Source organism: Anaerohalosphaera lusitana (assembly GCF_002007645.1).
GTDB lineage: Bacteria > Planctomycetota > Phycisphaerae > Sedimentisphaerales > Anaerohalosphaeraceae > Anaerohalosphaera > Anaerohalosphaera lusitana.
In genome coordinates this window covers 2,802,251-2,816,059 of record NZ_CP019791.1, presented here as the reverse complement: position 1 = coordinate 2,816,059, position 13,809 = coordinate 2,802,251, and the positions used below count along the sequence as shown (strand labels likewise).

Annotated in this window: 6 protein-coding genes; 4 read left to right on the top strand and 2 right to left on the bottom strand. The window is 52.2% G+C overall.

Annotation, left to right across the window (positions count from 1 at the left end; all coding sequences use genetic code 11):
- Positions 1-74: 74 nt before the first annotated feature.
- From STSP2_RS11370 to STSP2_RS11355, 4 genes are all read left to right on the top strand, one after another.
- Complete coding sequence (locus STSP2_RS11370; protein WP_146662749.1) at positions 75-3,716, top strand: DUF3472 domain-containing protein; 3,642 nt, start codon at positions 75-77, stop codon at positions 3,714-3,716.
- A 983-nt stretch (positions 3,717-4,699) separates the two neighbouring features.
- Entirely contained in the window at positions 4,700-5,911 is a 1,212-nt protein-coding gene (locus tag STSP2_RS11365) for an ISL3 family transposase (RefSeq protein WP_146660278.1), read from the top strand.
- Between the two features lie 409 nt (positions 5,912-6,320).
- Positions 6,321-9,227: a discoidin domain-containing protein gene (locus STSP2_RS11360; RefSeq protein ID WP_169853171.1), complete on the top strand. Its 2,907-nt coding sequence runs from the start codon at positions 6,321-6,323 to the stop codon at positions 9,225-9,227.
- 45 nt (positions 9,228-9,272) lie between these two features.
- Positions 9,273-11,090, top strand: a complete 1,818-nt coding sequence (locus STSP2_RS11355; protein ID WP_169853170.1) for a c-type cytochrome — start codon at positions 9,273-9,275, stop codon at positions 11,088-11,090.
- A 78-nt stretch (positions 11,091-11,168) separates the two neighbouring features.
- Here the strand turns inward: STSP2_RS11355 and STSP2_RS11350 are convergent, their stop codons facing one another.
- Positions 11,169-12,725 (bottom strand): ICP22 family protein, encoded by a 1,557-nt coding sequence (locus tag STSP2_RS11350; protein WP_205847879.1) that lies wholly within the window; start codon positions 12,723-12,725, stop codon positions 11,169-11,171.
- 210 nt (positions 12,726-12,935) lie between these two features.
- Entirely contained in the window at positions 12,936-13,808 is an 873-nt protein-coding gene (locus STSP2_RS11345; protein WP_146662742.1) for an outer membrane lipoprotein-sorting protein, read from the bottom strand.
- Position 13,809 lies beyond the last annotated feature (1 nt).

The window sequence follows — 13,809 nt, the reverse complement described above, 5'->3', positions numbered from 1 at the left end:
AATAATTGTGCCGCTAATGTTAGAATAAATGCATAATTATTGCTGAAAAGAATGTAAAATATCACAAGAAAACTATGGTTAAGTTGTCATCTACCTTAATGCTTCTGTGCGTTGCCTGTGTGCTGCCAACGTATGCAACATGGTACGGCGAAAATGTCGATGATGGTGCGGACATCATGATGATGGACGTTCGCTGGCCTTGGTGGCCCGAAAGCACATATTACGCCAACTGGAACTTTAATACGAACCCGCACGGCATCGGCGGGTATGGCGGATTTACCGGGGGCGTGCCGACAGTCGGCCCCGACCACCTGCCCGACTTCGATCCCCAGGTGCAGTCAGCCTTCCGGCCCAGCTCAGTCTGGTCTTTCTGGGGAGGCAATGAAAAAGGCGAACCCGTCCGCGTCGAAGCGACTTCGCAGTTTAATTATCCCAGGCAATACGTCGGTGAAGGTGCAAGCGGGGCACTTGGCGGTATCTGGCCGGTGATCGAGCAGGGCAAATGGTATACAATGCTTATGCGGGTCTGGATGCCAGTTGACGATGAACAAGCCGACCATTCCTATATTGGGCGTTGGGTTAAGGACGTCGAGAACGACCGCTGGTACCTTTACGGCATCATGCGTCTGCCCGTCAAGGCCACCTCGTTCACAGGTAATGCCGGCTTCCTCGAAGATTTCGGCAATGCTGCCCGCTCCGTCCGCGCAATGCACCGGCGCTTGGGGTATTTTCGCAAGGACAACCGATGGCAGAAATCGGATACGGTCATTTACAATGTTCCGCCCGCAGGCAGTGTTCTCGACACATACTGGGTCGTCAACAAAATTGAAAACGGAACGGTGCTGGCGATGGAGCTGAGCTCGAATCGAAAGCTGCTGCCTCAGAAGCTCACAGGGGAGCCGCTGCCGCTGGGAGAAACGACGGAATTCAAGGTCGCCCAGCCCGACCAACCAACGCTGGACGAACCGGCCGTCGAAAAACTCACGGCCGTTTTCAATGGCAAACAGGTACTGGTATCGTGGGAAATTCCTCATTCGGCAGCTCCGCAGTTTTTGTATAAAATCGAAGTGTATGATGACCCGCAATGCGAGGGCCAGCCTGTCGCGGTTTCGACCGCACGCATGCCGATTACCCGCAGCGTTCTTGTGGACGCGGAGGTTGAGAATCCGACAGTAAAATTCTATCTGAAGGACATTTTTGATCAGTCGATCGAGCCTATGATCATAAAGGCAGGCAGTGCTCCTGTGCCAAGCAGTCCGGTTAAAGTCAGGACAGCTCCGGGCCTTGGCTATCGCTTGTTCCTCAAGGATCAGGACACGCATACAAATGTTTTCTACCCCGAGAATGATAAATTGATCCAGAGCCAGAACGAACGGCACTTCTGGACTTCGATTGATCAACTCACAGACGGCCGACTCGCTCAGCAGGGTATCTGCCGCGGCTTTGACACGACGCTCCAAGGCACGCGAGGTCACGGTTACGGATACCAATATACCGGTTTGCTCGACGTGCCCGCCACAGGCCTGTACCTCTTTCACATGCGAGGCACGGACGGCTATTCAATTACCATCGATAACAAAAATGCCCTTACATGGGACGGGCTGCACGGCCCGGAAGAAAAGACATTTATGCTGGTCCTGGAAAAGGGTCTGCACCCGATCTCCGTCGATTATTTCCTGGACCGCCGCGAGCCTTTCTTTAAGCTTGAATGGAAAGGCCCGGGCTTAGATCGTCACCCGATTCCTGAATCCGCACTCGTTCATGAACTTGACAGTGATATGCCGCATACCCGCCTAATAGTACGCGGTGGTGATAACGGCAAGGTTCTCGCTGGCGTTATAATTCGTCCCAATGGTCACAAGATCGAAAAGACGCAACTCTTCCTGGATGATATGGCGATCAAGGAATCCAAAGGAGACGAACTCCGTTACACCGGACTTTTGCCGGCCGGTAAACACGAAATTTGGGCTCGCGTTTATTATGACGGCAACCATACGATAGATTCTCAGCCGACCACCGCCGATATTGGCAGCGAACCAATCATCGACTGGCAGATCGGTGTAGCTGGCGAAGCCGACTCGGTGCATAACATAGTTCAGCCGACCGCAAATTCATTCAGCTTTGTCGGCGAAGGCGAATACATCCTCTATCGTAAAGCTCAAGGCGACTTCACCCTCACCTGCCGAATCGACGATTACACAGGGCCGGGCGATCCCGTCAACGGATCTTCATGGGTCGGCCTGACTGTCCGCGAAGACGCATCCAAAAACAACTACAAATGGGGCCGCGAATTCGGCCTCATGCAGACTGCTCACTACGGCCTGCGTCTCGTCCCGGATAACAGCAACCTGGGCGGCAGTCGTGTTTCGATGCAGAAACTGCCTGCCGATCACTCCTGGCTTCGCGTAGTTCGTAAAGGCGACTTATGGATCGCATGGACCAGTGACGACGGAAAAGACTGGCATTACTGCACGACTTACTACCGTCCGATGCCTAAAGAAGTTGACGCCGGCATCGTCTTCCGCGCCCTCCCCCAGGACGCTCAGATGTACTTCCGCGCGACTGTTTCCAACGTCAGGCTCGAGTCTTCACTGCCTGCTGGCTTTGCAATGCCCGCAGCAGTCCCTGTCCCCGCAATGCCGGACGATCAGCTAACCGGCGTAGTTGTTGCTCCTTCTGATCCTGACATAGTTGTAGTACGGTCAACCACCCGAGGCCTTCTGCGATCAACTGACGCAGGCAACACATGGAAGCCCGCCAATGGCTCTCTCGCCGGTGCTGCAAATTGCGTCCGCAGTGTCGCAATCCATCCGACTAATCCTAACGTAATGCTCCGCGGTGCAGGCCGGGCGAATGCTTCAGGTAAATTCGAAGGGGGCCTCTACATGACAACTGACGCAGGCCAGTCATGGAAGAAGCTCAATTTTGTGGGAGACTTCGACGGCGCAGGCCCCTCCGCCCTCTGCGGCGAAGTGATAGCATATTTGAACAACGAACCCGACACCATACTTGTCGGTTGCGAAACTGCGGGCCTTTTTCGCTCCACCGACGCAGGCACCACCTGGCAGCAGGTCCTCCAAGCCGGCCAGCGTTTCACCGCTGTCAAGGCTGACCCCTGGAGAACCACACGCAAGGGCGATGCATATATTCATGCTGTCACCTGTCCTGATGCTTTGATGTCTCTGCTCGGCAGAGGTGAACCAGCATTCACCGCCACCGACCAATTAACGCGCGATTATGCATCCGGCAATAATGGCGAATATTTTCGTCAGCAGAGCGAACGCGATGATCTGGGCTATCTAAACCTGACCTTCGATAACCGCTCCACAGGCCAGTTTGCCTATGCGACTACCCATGGCATCTGCCATACATACAACGATGGCCGCGAAAATTTCCTCCTAAAAGAAAACATGCAGCTGCCAGCGATGCGGCCTGTTACGGCAATTGGAACAGCAAAAATAAATGACCAACCATGGACCCGAGCATACACTCAGGCCTTGCAGCCTGAAACCACTGGGCGAATTGCCCGCTCGGAGGTTGCCTGCCAGAACTGGCGATGGCAGACAGTAACGCCCGACAGTTTGCCGGGCATGATCGCGGTCACTGCCGACTTCATAGCTTCCGACACACCTGCAAAACACTGGTGGTTCCTCAGCACCGACGGCCTTTACCGCTCGGATCCTCAAGCCGAAAAGTTTATGAAAATGCTGGAATGATTTAAACAGCTAAACTAGTTGCTATTGCATTTTAGTCAGAAAGAAAAGTGAGAAAGTATTTGCATTAACTGACTGCTTGTGGTGTCGATATAGTTGAAATGTTTTTGTCTGTTCTGATGAGGGCTTGGCTTTAGATAAACAAACGGTCAAGGTGGTTGTCGAACATAATATGATACACGACCTAAACGGAAACGCCTGCTGCTAAAGTACGGCTACCTGCCGGAGATGGAGGCCAAGGCAACCGAGCTGGTGCTGGCCCAGACCGAAACCCTATGCCAAGACTGGGCAGCGGCTTGAATCATGACCGTTTTATAACCCTCTCTATAACTTTTTGACTTGACCCGCTGTTTTTGTTGTCTTATGATGACTTTTGATGTCGCGTGTAAGTTGTTTGGCACAAAAGACTTGCATTACGTAAGTGCTTAACAGAAAAGAAGTTACGGAACGCCCAGTTCGAGTTGCAAAACCGTTATTCGTGGGTTCGAATCCCACCGCCGCCTTCCTCTTAACCTCTCCTATTTACGTCACAGTTCAGATCAGGCTGGAAATCAGCTCAGTGGACCCTGGCACGAACTCGAGTATGCCATTGTGTCTGGTCAGACCTATGCCTTCAGTATGGTGGACATCCAGCATAGGCAAAGCGGAATAGCATACAGCCTTATAATGAACTATCACCGCGCGGAGGGGAAAAGCTGCCCAGGCTGGTTGCAGTGAATATTTATATTTAGGTTCAAGGGAAGATAACTTGGATTAAATTGGGTTCTTTCTGAGTATTTTTAACAGTAACTTGTACTGGTGATCACAGACTCTGTAAACACGATATCTCTGGCTGTGAAAAATGAATGAATGGTTGGGTCGCCCGAACGACATCTGAGGGCAATCGAAAAACGTTTGGTTCATCACGGAATATCGGGGAAATAGACATCAACGGCAGTACTTTGTAGCTTTTAGTTACCCGACTATTAGCTCAAAGGAGACTGCCGTTGACTGGACAACATCTTATCAAAAAACTCGGCCAATGGGAAGGATATCGTGTTGGAACTGTTGGGCCTGCTAAGAAAGGCCGTGAATTCTGGGTCGAATTGATCCCGGAAAATGGATTCGGAACCTGTGACGGCTGCGGCCAGGAATGCAGCAGCGTTCACGAGACCGTCCAGCGTTGGATCCGCGATCTGCCGGTCTTCGACAAGACTACCCACCTGCTCGTTCACCGAAGGCGTCTGCTGTGCCCCAGATGCGGGCCGAAGCTTGAACGAATCTCCTGGCTGGACCGTTACAGCCGCCACACCACCCGGCTGGTAGAATCGGTCGCCCGGCTGTGTGATGTGATGAGCATAAAGCATGTGTCTGAGTATTTTTCGCTGTCCTGGTCGACCGTCAAGGACATCCACAAGCGTCATCTCAAGAAGAAGCTCGGCCCTGTCGACCTGTCAAATGTCGAGCTGCTGGCGATGGATGAATTTGCCATTCAAAAGGGCCACAGATATGCAACGGTCATCATCGACCCGACCTGCAAGAAAGTGCTCTGGGTGGGACGAGGGCGTTCGAGAGCCTCTATCAGGCCATTCTTCGAAATGCTCGGCGACCGCTGCAAAGACATCAAAGCAGTAGCGATGGACATGAACGCCAGCTTCGAGCAGGAGGTTCAGCTGCATTGTCCGCAGGCTGAAATAGTTTATGATCTGTTCCATGTCGTGGCCAAGTACGGCCGTGAAGTTATCGATCGGGTCAGGGTCGATCAGGCCAATCGGCTGAGAGACGACAAGCCCGCTCGCAGGGTGATCAAGGGTTCGCGATGGCTGCTGCTTCGCAATCGTGAGAACATCGAAAAGCCCGAGGATCTGGTTCGCCTCGATGAGCTGCTGGCAGCCAACGAATCGCTGATGACGACCTATGTGATGAAGGACGATCTCAAGCTGCTGTGGAATCTGAGCGATCGCAAGGCCGCCGAATCGTGCTGGGGTCAGTGGCTCGATCGAGCCATGCAAAGCGGGATTGAGCCGCTGATGAAGTTTGCCAAAAGGCTGAGCAAATACGCCGCCGGAATCATCGCACACAGCAGATGGCCGCTGCATACGTCACTGCTGGAGGGGATCAATAACAAGATCAAAACCATCAAGCGACAGGCATACGGCTATCGAGACGATGAATATTTCTTCCTGAGAATAAGAGCAGCATTCCCCGGTATTCCGTGATGAACCAAACGTTTTGTGCAGCACAACGCTAGTGACGTTTCAATTTTCTGAGTTTTGAAACCACTTCTAATGTATCTGCTCGGTTCCAAATCGCAGCCAGGTGGAGATACCCGCCCTAGAGATAACCTCAGCGAGCAACTGCAGGCGTAGATTACAGCAGTTGGAAGAACAGGGAGTCTAGTTCAAAATGTGGCATAAGTTATTCTCAGAACTTGAAGAGCAGGGCTAGCTTGAATGAGAAAAGACTTTCGCAGACGGCTGTTTCGCCTCGGTAGAAAATGACCTATGCTGAAGGACGATTTGCTAGCAGCCAAAGAGAAGATGGCTTTAGCAACTTGTTGACAATTCTCAGCAAGTCCTATACGGTTGTTGGCACGGTTAGTTAATTGCTAATTTACAGGAGATGGCGATGCGGATTACGTCCTTTGCGTTTTTGCTGGTTTGGTTTTTAGGCTGCTTTTCTTTTGCTGCGGGCGTCAGTTTTGAAGCGTCCAGTGAGTACAGCGGTGAATATGCTGCAGCCAATGCCTTCGACGGCAATCCCAAAACACGCTGGGCCAGCCGTAACCACGGGGGAGAAGAGTTTCTTCAGATCGATCTTGGGCAAACTGTTCCTCTGGGCGACATCGAGATAGTGTGGGAAAATGCCTTTGCCGTCAAATATGATATTTTTGTTTCAGACGATAAAGAGGATTGGAAAGTCGCTGCAACTGTCGTCGATGGAAAAGGGGGAAAGACTGAACTGACGGGTATTGATTCGAGTGGGCGATATGTCAGGATCAGATGCAATGAATACGGCCCGCACCCGCTTTATTCGATCTTTGAGGTTCGCTTTGGAAGTGAGGCGGCCAAAGAAAGGCTGCGAGAGCACAGAAGGCAGATCGAGCAGGAAAAACAAGAGGCTGCCAGAAAGAGCAGGGCACTTCTAAGTGAAGTCTATGGTTTTGAAGAAATAGTCTTCGCGCAGCGCAAGCTGGGGGTTGATACTCATTGGTACGCGAATTTCGGTCATTATGCGGACAGCACAGCACGCAAGCCTCACCGGCCGGGCGGGCAGCTTTGCAAATTGGATGTTGCCACAGGCAAGGTCACGGTTTTGCTGAATGACGAAAATGGTTCGGTGAGGGATCCCGTTGTACACTATGAGGCCAGGAAGATACTGTTCTCCTACCGAAAGGGCAATGAAGAGCATTTCCACCTGTGGGAGATCAACGTCGACGGAAGCGGACTAAAGCAGTTGACTTATGGTTCCCATGATGACATCGAGCCTATTTATATGCCCAATGGAGAGATAATGTTTGTGTCCAGCCGGGCCAAAAGATGGGTTAACTGCTGGCTGACACCTGTAGCTATTTTGTATCGTTGCGATGGTGACGGGGGCAAAATTCGCCAGATGTCTGCTAATATCGAACATGATAACACTCCCTGGATGCTGCCGGACGGAAGGGTTCTTTATACCAGGTGGGAGTACATAGACAGGAGCCAGGTTCACTACCACCATCTCTGGACGGCGAATCCGGACGGAACGAATCACATGACATATTTCGGCAACATGCATCCGGGTGGGGTTTTCATCGACGCCAAGCCGATACCTGGAAGCGATGATATACTGATGATAGATTCGCCCGGTCACGGCCTCAAGGAACATGTGGGCTGGGTGGCAAGACTGTCGCCCAAATATGGTCCGGACGAGTTGGCGGCCAAAAAGCATATCAATTCGTCGCCTGTGTACCGGGATCCTTATCCACTCTCGACTGATCATTTCATCGTGGCCAGCGGCAGGACAATTCAGTTGATGGACTCTTCGGGACAGACTTTTGTCTTGTACGAGCTTGACGGCGAGCTTGCAAAGGCCGGTTATGAATGTCACGAGCCAAGACCTGTCGTAAAGCGAAGGCGGGAACCTGTTATTCCGGGCCGGACGAACATGCAGCAAGGTACAGGCAGACTGCTGTTGACGAATGTCTATGAAGGCCGAAGCATGAGCGAAGTGCAGCAAGGCAGTGTGAAAAAGCTGCTGGTGATGGAGTCCTTGCCCAAGCCGATCAATTACACCGGCGGAATGGATCCTCTGTCGTATGGCGGGACTTTCACGCTGGAAAGGGTTGTTGGGACTGTGCCAGTAGAGCGGGATGGTTCGGCGTTCATGGAGCTGCCTGCGAATCGCTCCTTTTTCTTTATTGCGCTCGATAAGAATGACAACGCTGTGAAGCGGATGCAGAGTTTTACCTCTGTCGCTCCCGGCGAACTTAGCAGTTGTGTGGGCTGCCATGAAAATCGCAGCAAGACGCCTGACCGGGTTTCACCGATAGCACCAATGGCCGCTATGAAGAGAGCTCGCAGGCCCGAACCAATACAGGGAATCCCGGAAGTTTTCGATTTCCCACGGGACATCCAGCCGATACTGGACAAGCATTGCGTTAAGTGCCATAGCCCTGACAATCGCAAGGGTAAAATTCTTCTGACCGGTGACAGGGGACCTATGTTCAGCCATAGCTATGTAACGCTTACGGTCCACAAGCAGTTTGTCGATGGGCGGAATGACCCAAAGAGCAATTATCCGCCTTATGCCCTTGGAGCCTTTCCAAGCCCGTTGATGAAAAAGGTGCTCAATGGCCATCAAGAGGTTGAGCTTTCTGAACGGGAACTCAAGAAGATTCGCTACTGGATAGAATCGGGCGCGCCATATCCGGGCACCTATGCTGCCCTAGGGACAGGCATGATTGGCGGTTATCAGGAGAACAGGCAGGTAATCAATAGTGACCATACGTGGCCTGAGTCCATCAAAGCAGCAGGAGTTATCAAACGTAAATGCGGTGAATGTCATACCGACAATATGCGTCTGCCAAAGAAACTTTCTGATGAAAGCGGTTTGAGTTTCTGGCGTCCAAACTGGAATGATAAGGCGCTGCTGCTTTCAAGGCACAGCGTGTTCAACCTTTCGAGGCCCCAAAAATCGCTCATGTTAATGGCGCCGCTTGCCAAAGAAGCTGGAGGTCTTGCAGTAAACGGCGATGGGGAGGATAAGTGTCACCCGGTGATATTCGAGAATAAAAAGGATGATGATTACAAATCGATACTTGCTATGATCCAGGCAGGGAAGAAAAGGCTGGACCAAGTGAAGCGTTTTGACATGCCTGGTTTCAAACCCAGGGAAGAATATATTCGCGAAATGAAGAAGTATGGCATTGTGGCGGACAACTTTGATCCAACGGTTGATGAAGTCGATGTCTATCGGCTGGATGAACTGTACTGGCAGAGTTTGTGGTATGATCCAAAAGATGAGACTCACAGAAAGAACACGAGTTTAGAGTGACGGTCTGCGGGGATAAGTATAATGAAGCACCGTAAGATATTAGTGATGACTGTAGTATTTTCAGTGGTTTTCATGATTGCTTTGTGTGTCAAAGCGAATTCCGGTATGTCAGGTGAGCAGTGTGAGCCTCATGAGTATGAATATCTTTCGCCGCAGTCACTTGTCGCTGATGAGTCGGCGGGTCTGCTGTATATCGCTGCGACCACGGCTAAACGTATAAGCATCTTCGACGTAAAAGCCGGCAAGGTGGCCAGAGAAATCCATCTGCCTGTCTTCCCATGTGGACTTGCCCTGTCGAGCGATACAAAGACGCTATATGTGACGGAGACTGATTCACGAGGGCGGCTCTGGGCAATTGACTGCAGCAGCGGAAAAGTTGAATGGTCGATCGAAGTCGGTCATTCACCGGTATCGGCGACACTAACCGCGAACGGTCGTCGGATGTATGTTTGCGATCGATTCAGCAATAGTATTTCGGTGGTTGATCTGGCTGCGAGGGAAGTCGTGGAAACGATACCGGTTGGTCGTGAACCGGTCGATGCAGTCTTGAGTTTAGATGGTAGAACGCTTTTCGTTGTGAATTCGCTGCCGGACGGCGCTGCGAATAAGGAACATGTTGCTGCTGAGGTTTCCGTCATCAATACGGAAACAAACCGCGTTCTCAAATCCATCGAGATGCCCAATGGTTCGACAGGCTTAAAGAATGTATGTCTCTCACCCGATGGCAAATGGGCCTATGTTACTCATATTCTCGCGCGTTATCAGGTTCCTACAACTCAGGTTGATCGCGGCTGGCAGAATACCAATGCTTTGAGCATCATCGATGTTGCCTCTGGCGAGCTGTATCAGACGGTTCTGCTGGATGATATTTATAAGGGATTTGCAAATCCGTGGGCCGTGTCTTCTACGGCGGACGGCAAAAACCTCTGCGTCACATCTGCGGGGTCTCATGAGCTGACGGTTATCGATCGCCAGGCCATGCATGACAAATTAGATGGCAGCTCCGATGATGTCCGGAACGATCTTAGCTTTCTTGCGGGCTTGCGTAAGCGTTTAGAACTCAATGGACGAGGGCCGAGAGGTATGGTCATACTTGGTCGCACGGCCTACATAACAGAATACTTTAGCGGGTCGCTTGCCAAAGTCGAACTGGCTGGCGATGATCAAGATGATATTGTATCGATCTCGCTGGGTGATGAAAAGCAGATGAGCCCGCAGAGACGCGGCGAGATGCTGTTCAATGATGCGACGATGTGCTTTCAGAACTGGCAAAGCTGCGCAAGCTGTCATCCTGATGCAAGAAGTGATGGACTCAACTGGGACCTTCTCAATGACGGCATTGGAAATCCCAAGAGCACCAAAAGCATGCTCCTTGCCCACATGACTCCGCCTGTTATGGTCTCTGGCATCAGGCCGAATGCAGAAACCGCGGTGCGTGCAGGCATCAGATATATCCAGTTTGCCGCAAGACCGGAAGAAGATGCAGCGGCTATAGATGAATACCTCAAAAGCATCGAGCCGACTCCGAGCCCATATCTTGTAGATGGCGGGCTGTCCGAGTCAGCCAGGCGTGGTAAAGAAATATTCCGATCCGCCAAATGCGGAAGATGTCATTCCGGAGAGATGTTCACGGACCTCAAAAGCCATGATGTTGGTACGGGCAGCGGTACGGAAAAAGGCATCCGTTTTGACACACCGACGCTTGTCGAGGTCTGGAGGACCGCGCCATACCTATATGACGGCAGGGCGGCCACCATCCGGGAACTATTAACCAGATATAATAATTCGAATATGCATGGAGTGACTGCTGATCTTAGCGACAAAGAACTCGACGCTCTATCAGAGTATGTGCTGTCTTTGTGACCAACTAAAGCCTTTATAATCCTGCCCTTAAAAACCCTTTTCGTGCCCTAAGCCCTGTTTTCAAAAACACCCACACCTTTAAAAATTATAACGCACAGCTCCGTACAGATTTGTATTGTCCTCGAACTGCCCGAAAAACGTGTGCTCATAATCACCGAAGAATATATTGCCGCCCGCCTCGACCGCAAGCTCGTCGGTCACCTTGTAATGCACATTCGGCCGCATATACGCATCCCTGTCCGAAGGCGAAAAATACGTAAACAGCGAACACGTCAGTGTCTGATTCATGAACAGCTTCGTCAGCCTCACCGTCACGACCTCCCGCCACTCCTCCGGCGGCTCAGTGCCCGGCAGCATATTTCTCCGCAGCTCACCGTAATCCAGCGTCTGTTCCACATAATACTGCAGATCCAGCGTCAGATCCTCCGCGATTGTGGGCAGGTCCTGCGAATACCCCAACAGGTACCGCATCTGGCTGTTGTTAACGAATGCATCATCCCCATCCCCGTCGTCCTTCGAATCGTAATATGCAACCTCCGCATTACCAATCCCTCCCGCAAACTGTCCCCGCACGCTCGCCCCGTAAACATTCAGCCGCGGGAACGTCGCATCCCCCGTAAACGGATTCTGCCCGCCCGGACTCTTCCAGTAGCCCCAGTACCCGTAACCGGCAATCTCATAGCCCTGCACATTCTTCTTCAAGCGAACCGCCCACTCATCGTCCTCGAACCAGTTGTCCGGCCGGTCGTCATCGACTATCGCATTATTGCCCGCGATTCGCCTGCCGGTCCAGTAAGTCAACCGGTCCCCCGTGACAAATCTGTCCGGATCGAACTGCGGCGTATACACCACATCCACGTTCACCAGGTCGGTGAAAACGCTCGCTTTGATCGCATCCGAAGGCGCCTTGAGATACTCCGTATCCCGCCCGATAAAAAACGACTGCCAGTCCTTGGGGAACATATCGTTCAAAAACAACAGATCCCCCGTCCCCCACGTCAGTATCTGCCTTCCTGCAACTACATCCATGAACTCGAAAGGCGAGCCCACCACGTTCGCCTCCCGCAGATCCAGAAAACCGTTTCCCTCGTTCAGATTCACCCGCTGGCTGTTTGCCGCCCAGTCGTAAACAAGATCCGTCGTCACATTGAACGTCAGCTCATCCGTCACCTTTTGCATCTCGAGCTGCAGCCGGGTCTCCCCGATCGACTTATCCTGCGCAAACTCCGTCTCCTGCAGCCGATATCCCGACCGAACCTCCCAGAATCCCGTCAGGTCCCATCCGCCGTCCTTCACCGCAAACAGCCCGTACTCATCCTCTCCTTCACCCTCACTGTCCATTCCGTCAGTCATCTCAGGCTCGTCACCGCCAAGACCCTCCGGCAGCGCGGGACCGCCCTCCGCTCCGCCTTCTTCCTTACCTCCCCCAAGCCCCGCAGGAAGTGCGGGTTCCCCGCCTTCCTTTTCATCTTCCGAGGCCCCGCCCAACCCCGCAGGAAGTGCGGGTTCATCCTCGGCCTTTTCTTGCGACTTGTCTTGCAGGCCCTCAGGAAGTTCAGACTCACCTTCATCCCTCTGGCCGGCCTCCTTCTTCACTTTCTCTTCACCTGCGCCTCCCTCCTGTGCACCAGTCACCGTCCCCCCGGCCACAAACAAAACCAAAACCATAACTACAACTTTACAATTAAAAGGGTCAGCCACTTTATTTTCCTTTCATCCAATTCACCTACCTGGCAACGCTATGGATCAACTTAAAAAGTTCAAACCCGCACCGCAAAATAACAGCCGCCTAACTCCTAATGCAAGCTCTGCAGACCAACAACCATCATCCTCAGCCAAAAAGAATTAGCGTATATACTCCCGCGGCGGGCGTCTCAGATACCGCTCGGTGAATATAGACTCAGGTATGCCGACGTTGTACTTCACCTCGCCGTATTCCATCACCGTATTTCCGCCCGTCCGCAGATCGCTCATCTTCGACTTGACCACGGTCGGAAAACCCTCGATCTGCTCAACCTTCAGCGCCTGATAGCTGCGGTACTTCTTATCCTGTTCGTCGAAGTAATCCGTCTTCACCACGACGAACGAATCCTTATGTATCCACATGTCGTAATAGGCGAACTCCACCAGCTTCTTATCCTTCGGCGTGTTCCGCAGCACGTAGTAATTGTCCGTCGTCCTCAACAGCTCATGCTCGTCCAGATCCACGTTCCGCCCGGACACATCCTCATACACAAAGTGCGACCCCACGAAACTGCTCCGCTTGTCACTCGCACTGATCCTCTTCACCAGGTCCAGCGCGGGCAGATACATCCACCGGTCGTCATCCTTGCCCAGATGCTTCCACACCATGAACACCGTCTTGTAGACATCCGCAGGCCGCGTGAAAAAAACATAATATTTCTGCTCACCGGTATAGCTGTCGTCCTTGCCCTGCTCTTCTTCACTCAGCTTCGGGTTCGGCGCATCCCATCGCAGTATCACCAACTGCCTCTCACGCTTCCTGTCCTGCTCATCGGTGATCACCATCTTGACCCGGGCCTTGCCGTCCCTGCCCTGGTAATATGAAACCCTGTTGGTCCTCTCGACTATCTGATCGACCGTGAGTTCCTTGTCCTGCTTGACCGCTTCAGACTTTGCCTCATCTTCAGCAAAAACACTTGAATAACCAAAAACTGTCCCAAATACAACTGCTGTCAATACCAATGCACGTTTCATC

Coding starts and splice junctions, on each gene's coding strand:
- STSP2_RS11370 (WP_146662749.1), top strand. CDS start 75: ATGGTTAAGTTGTCATCTACCTTAATGCTTCTGTGCGTTGCCTGTGTG.
- STSP2_RS11360 (WP_169853171.1), top strand. CDS start 6,321: ATGCGGATTACGTCCTTTGCGTTTTTGCTGGTTTGGTTTTTAGGCTGC.
- STSP2_RS11355 (WP_169853170.1), top strand. CDS start 9,273: ATGACTGTAGTATTTTCAGTGGTTTTCATGATTGCTTTGTGTGTCAAA.
- STSP2_RS11345 (WP_146662742.1), bottom strand. CDS start 13,808: ATGAAACGTGCATTGGTATTGACAGCAGTTGTATTTGGGACAGTTTTT.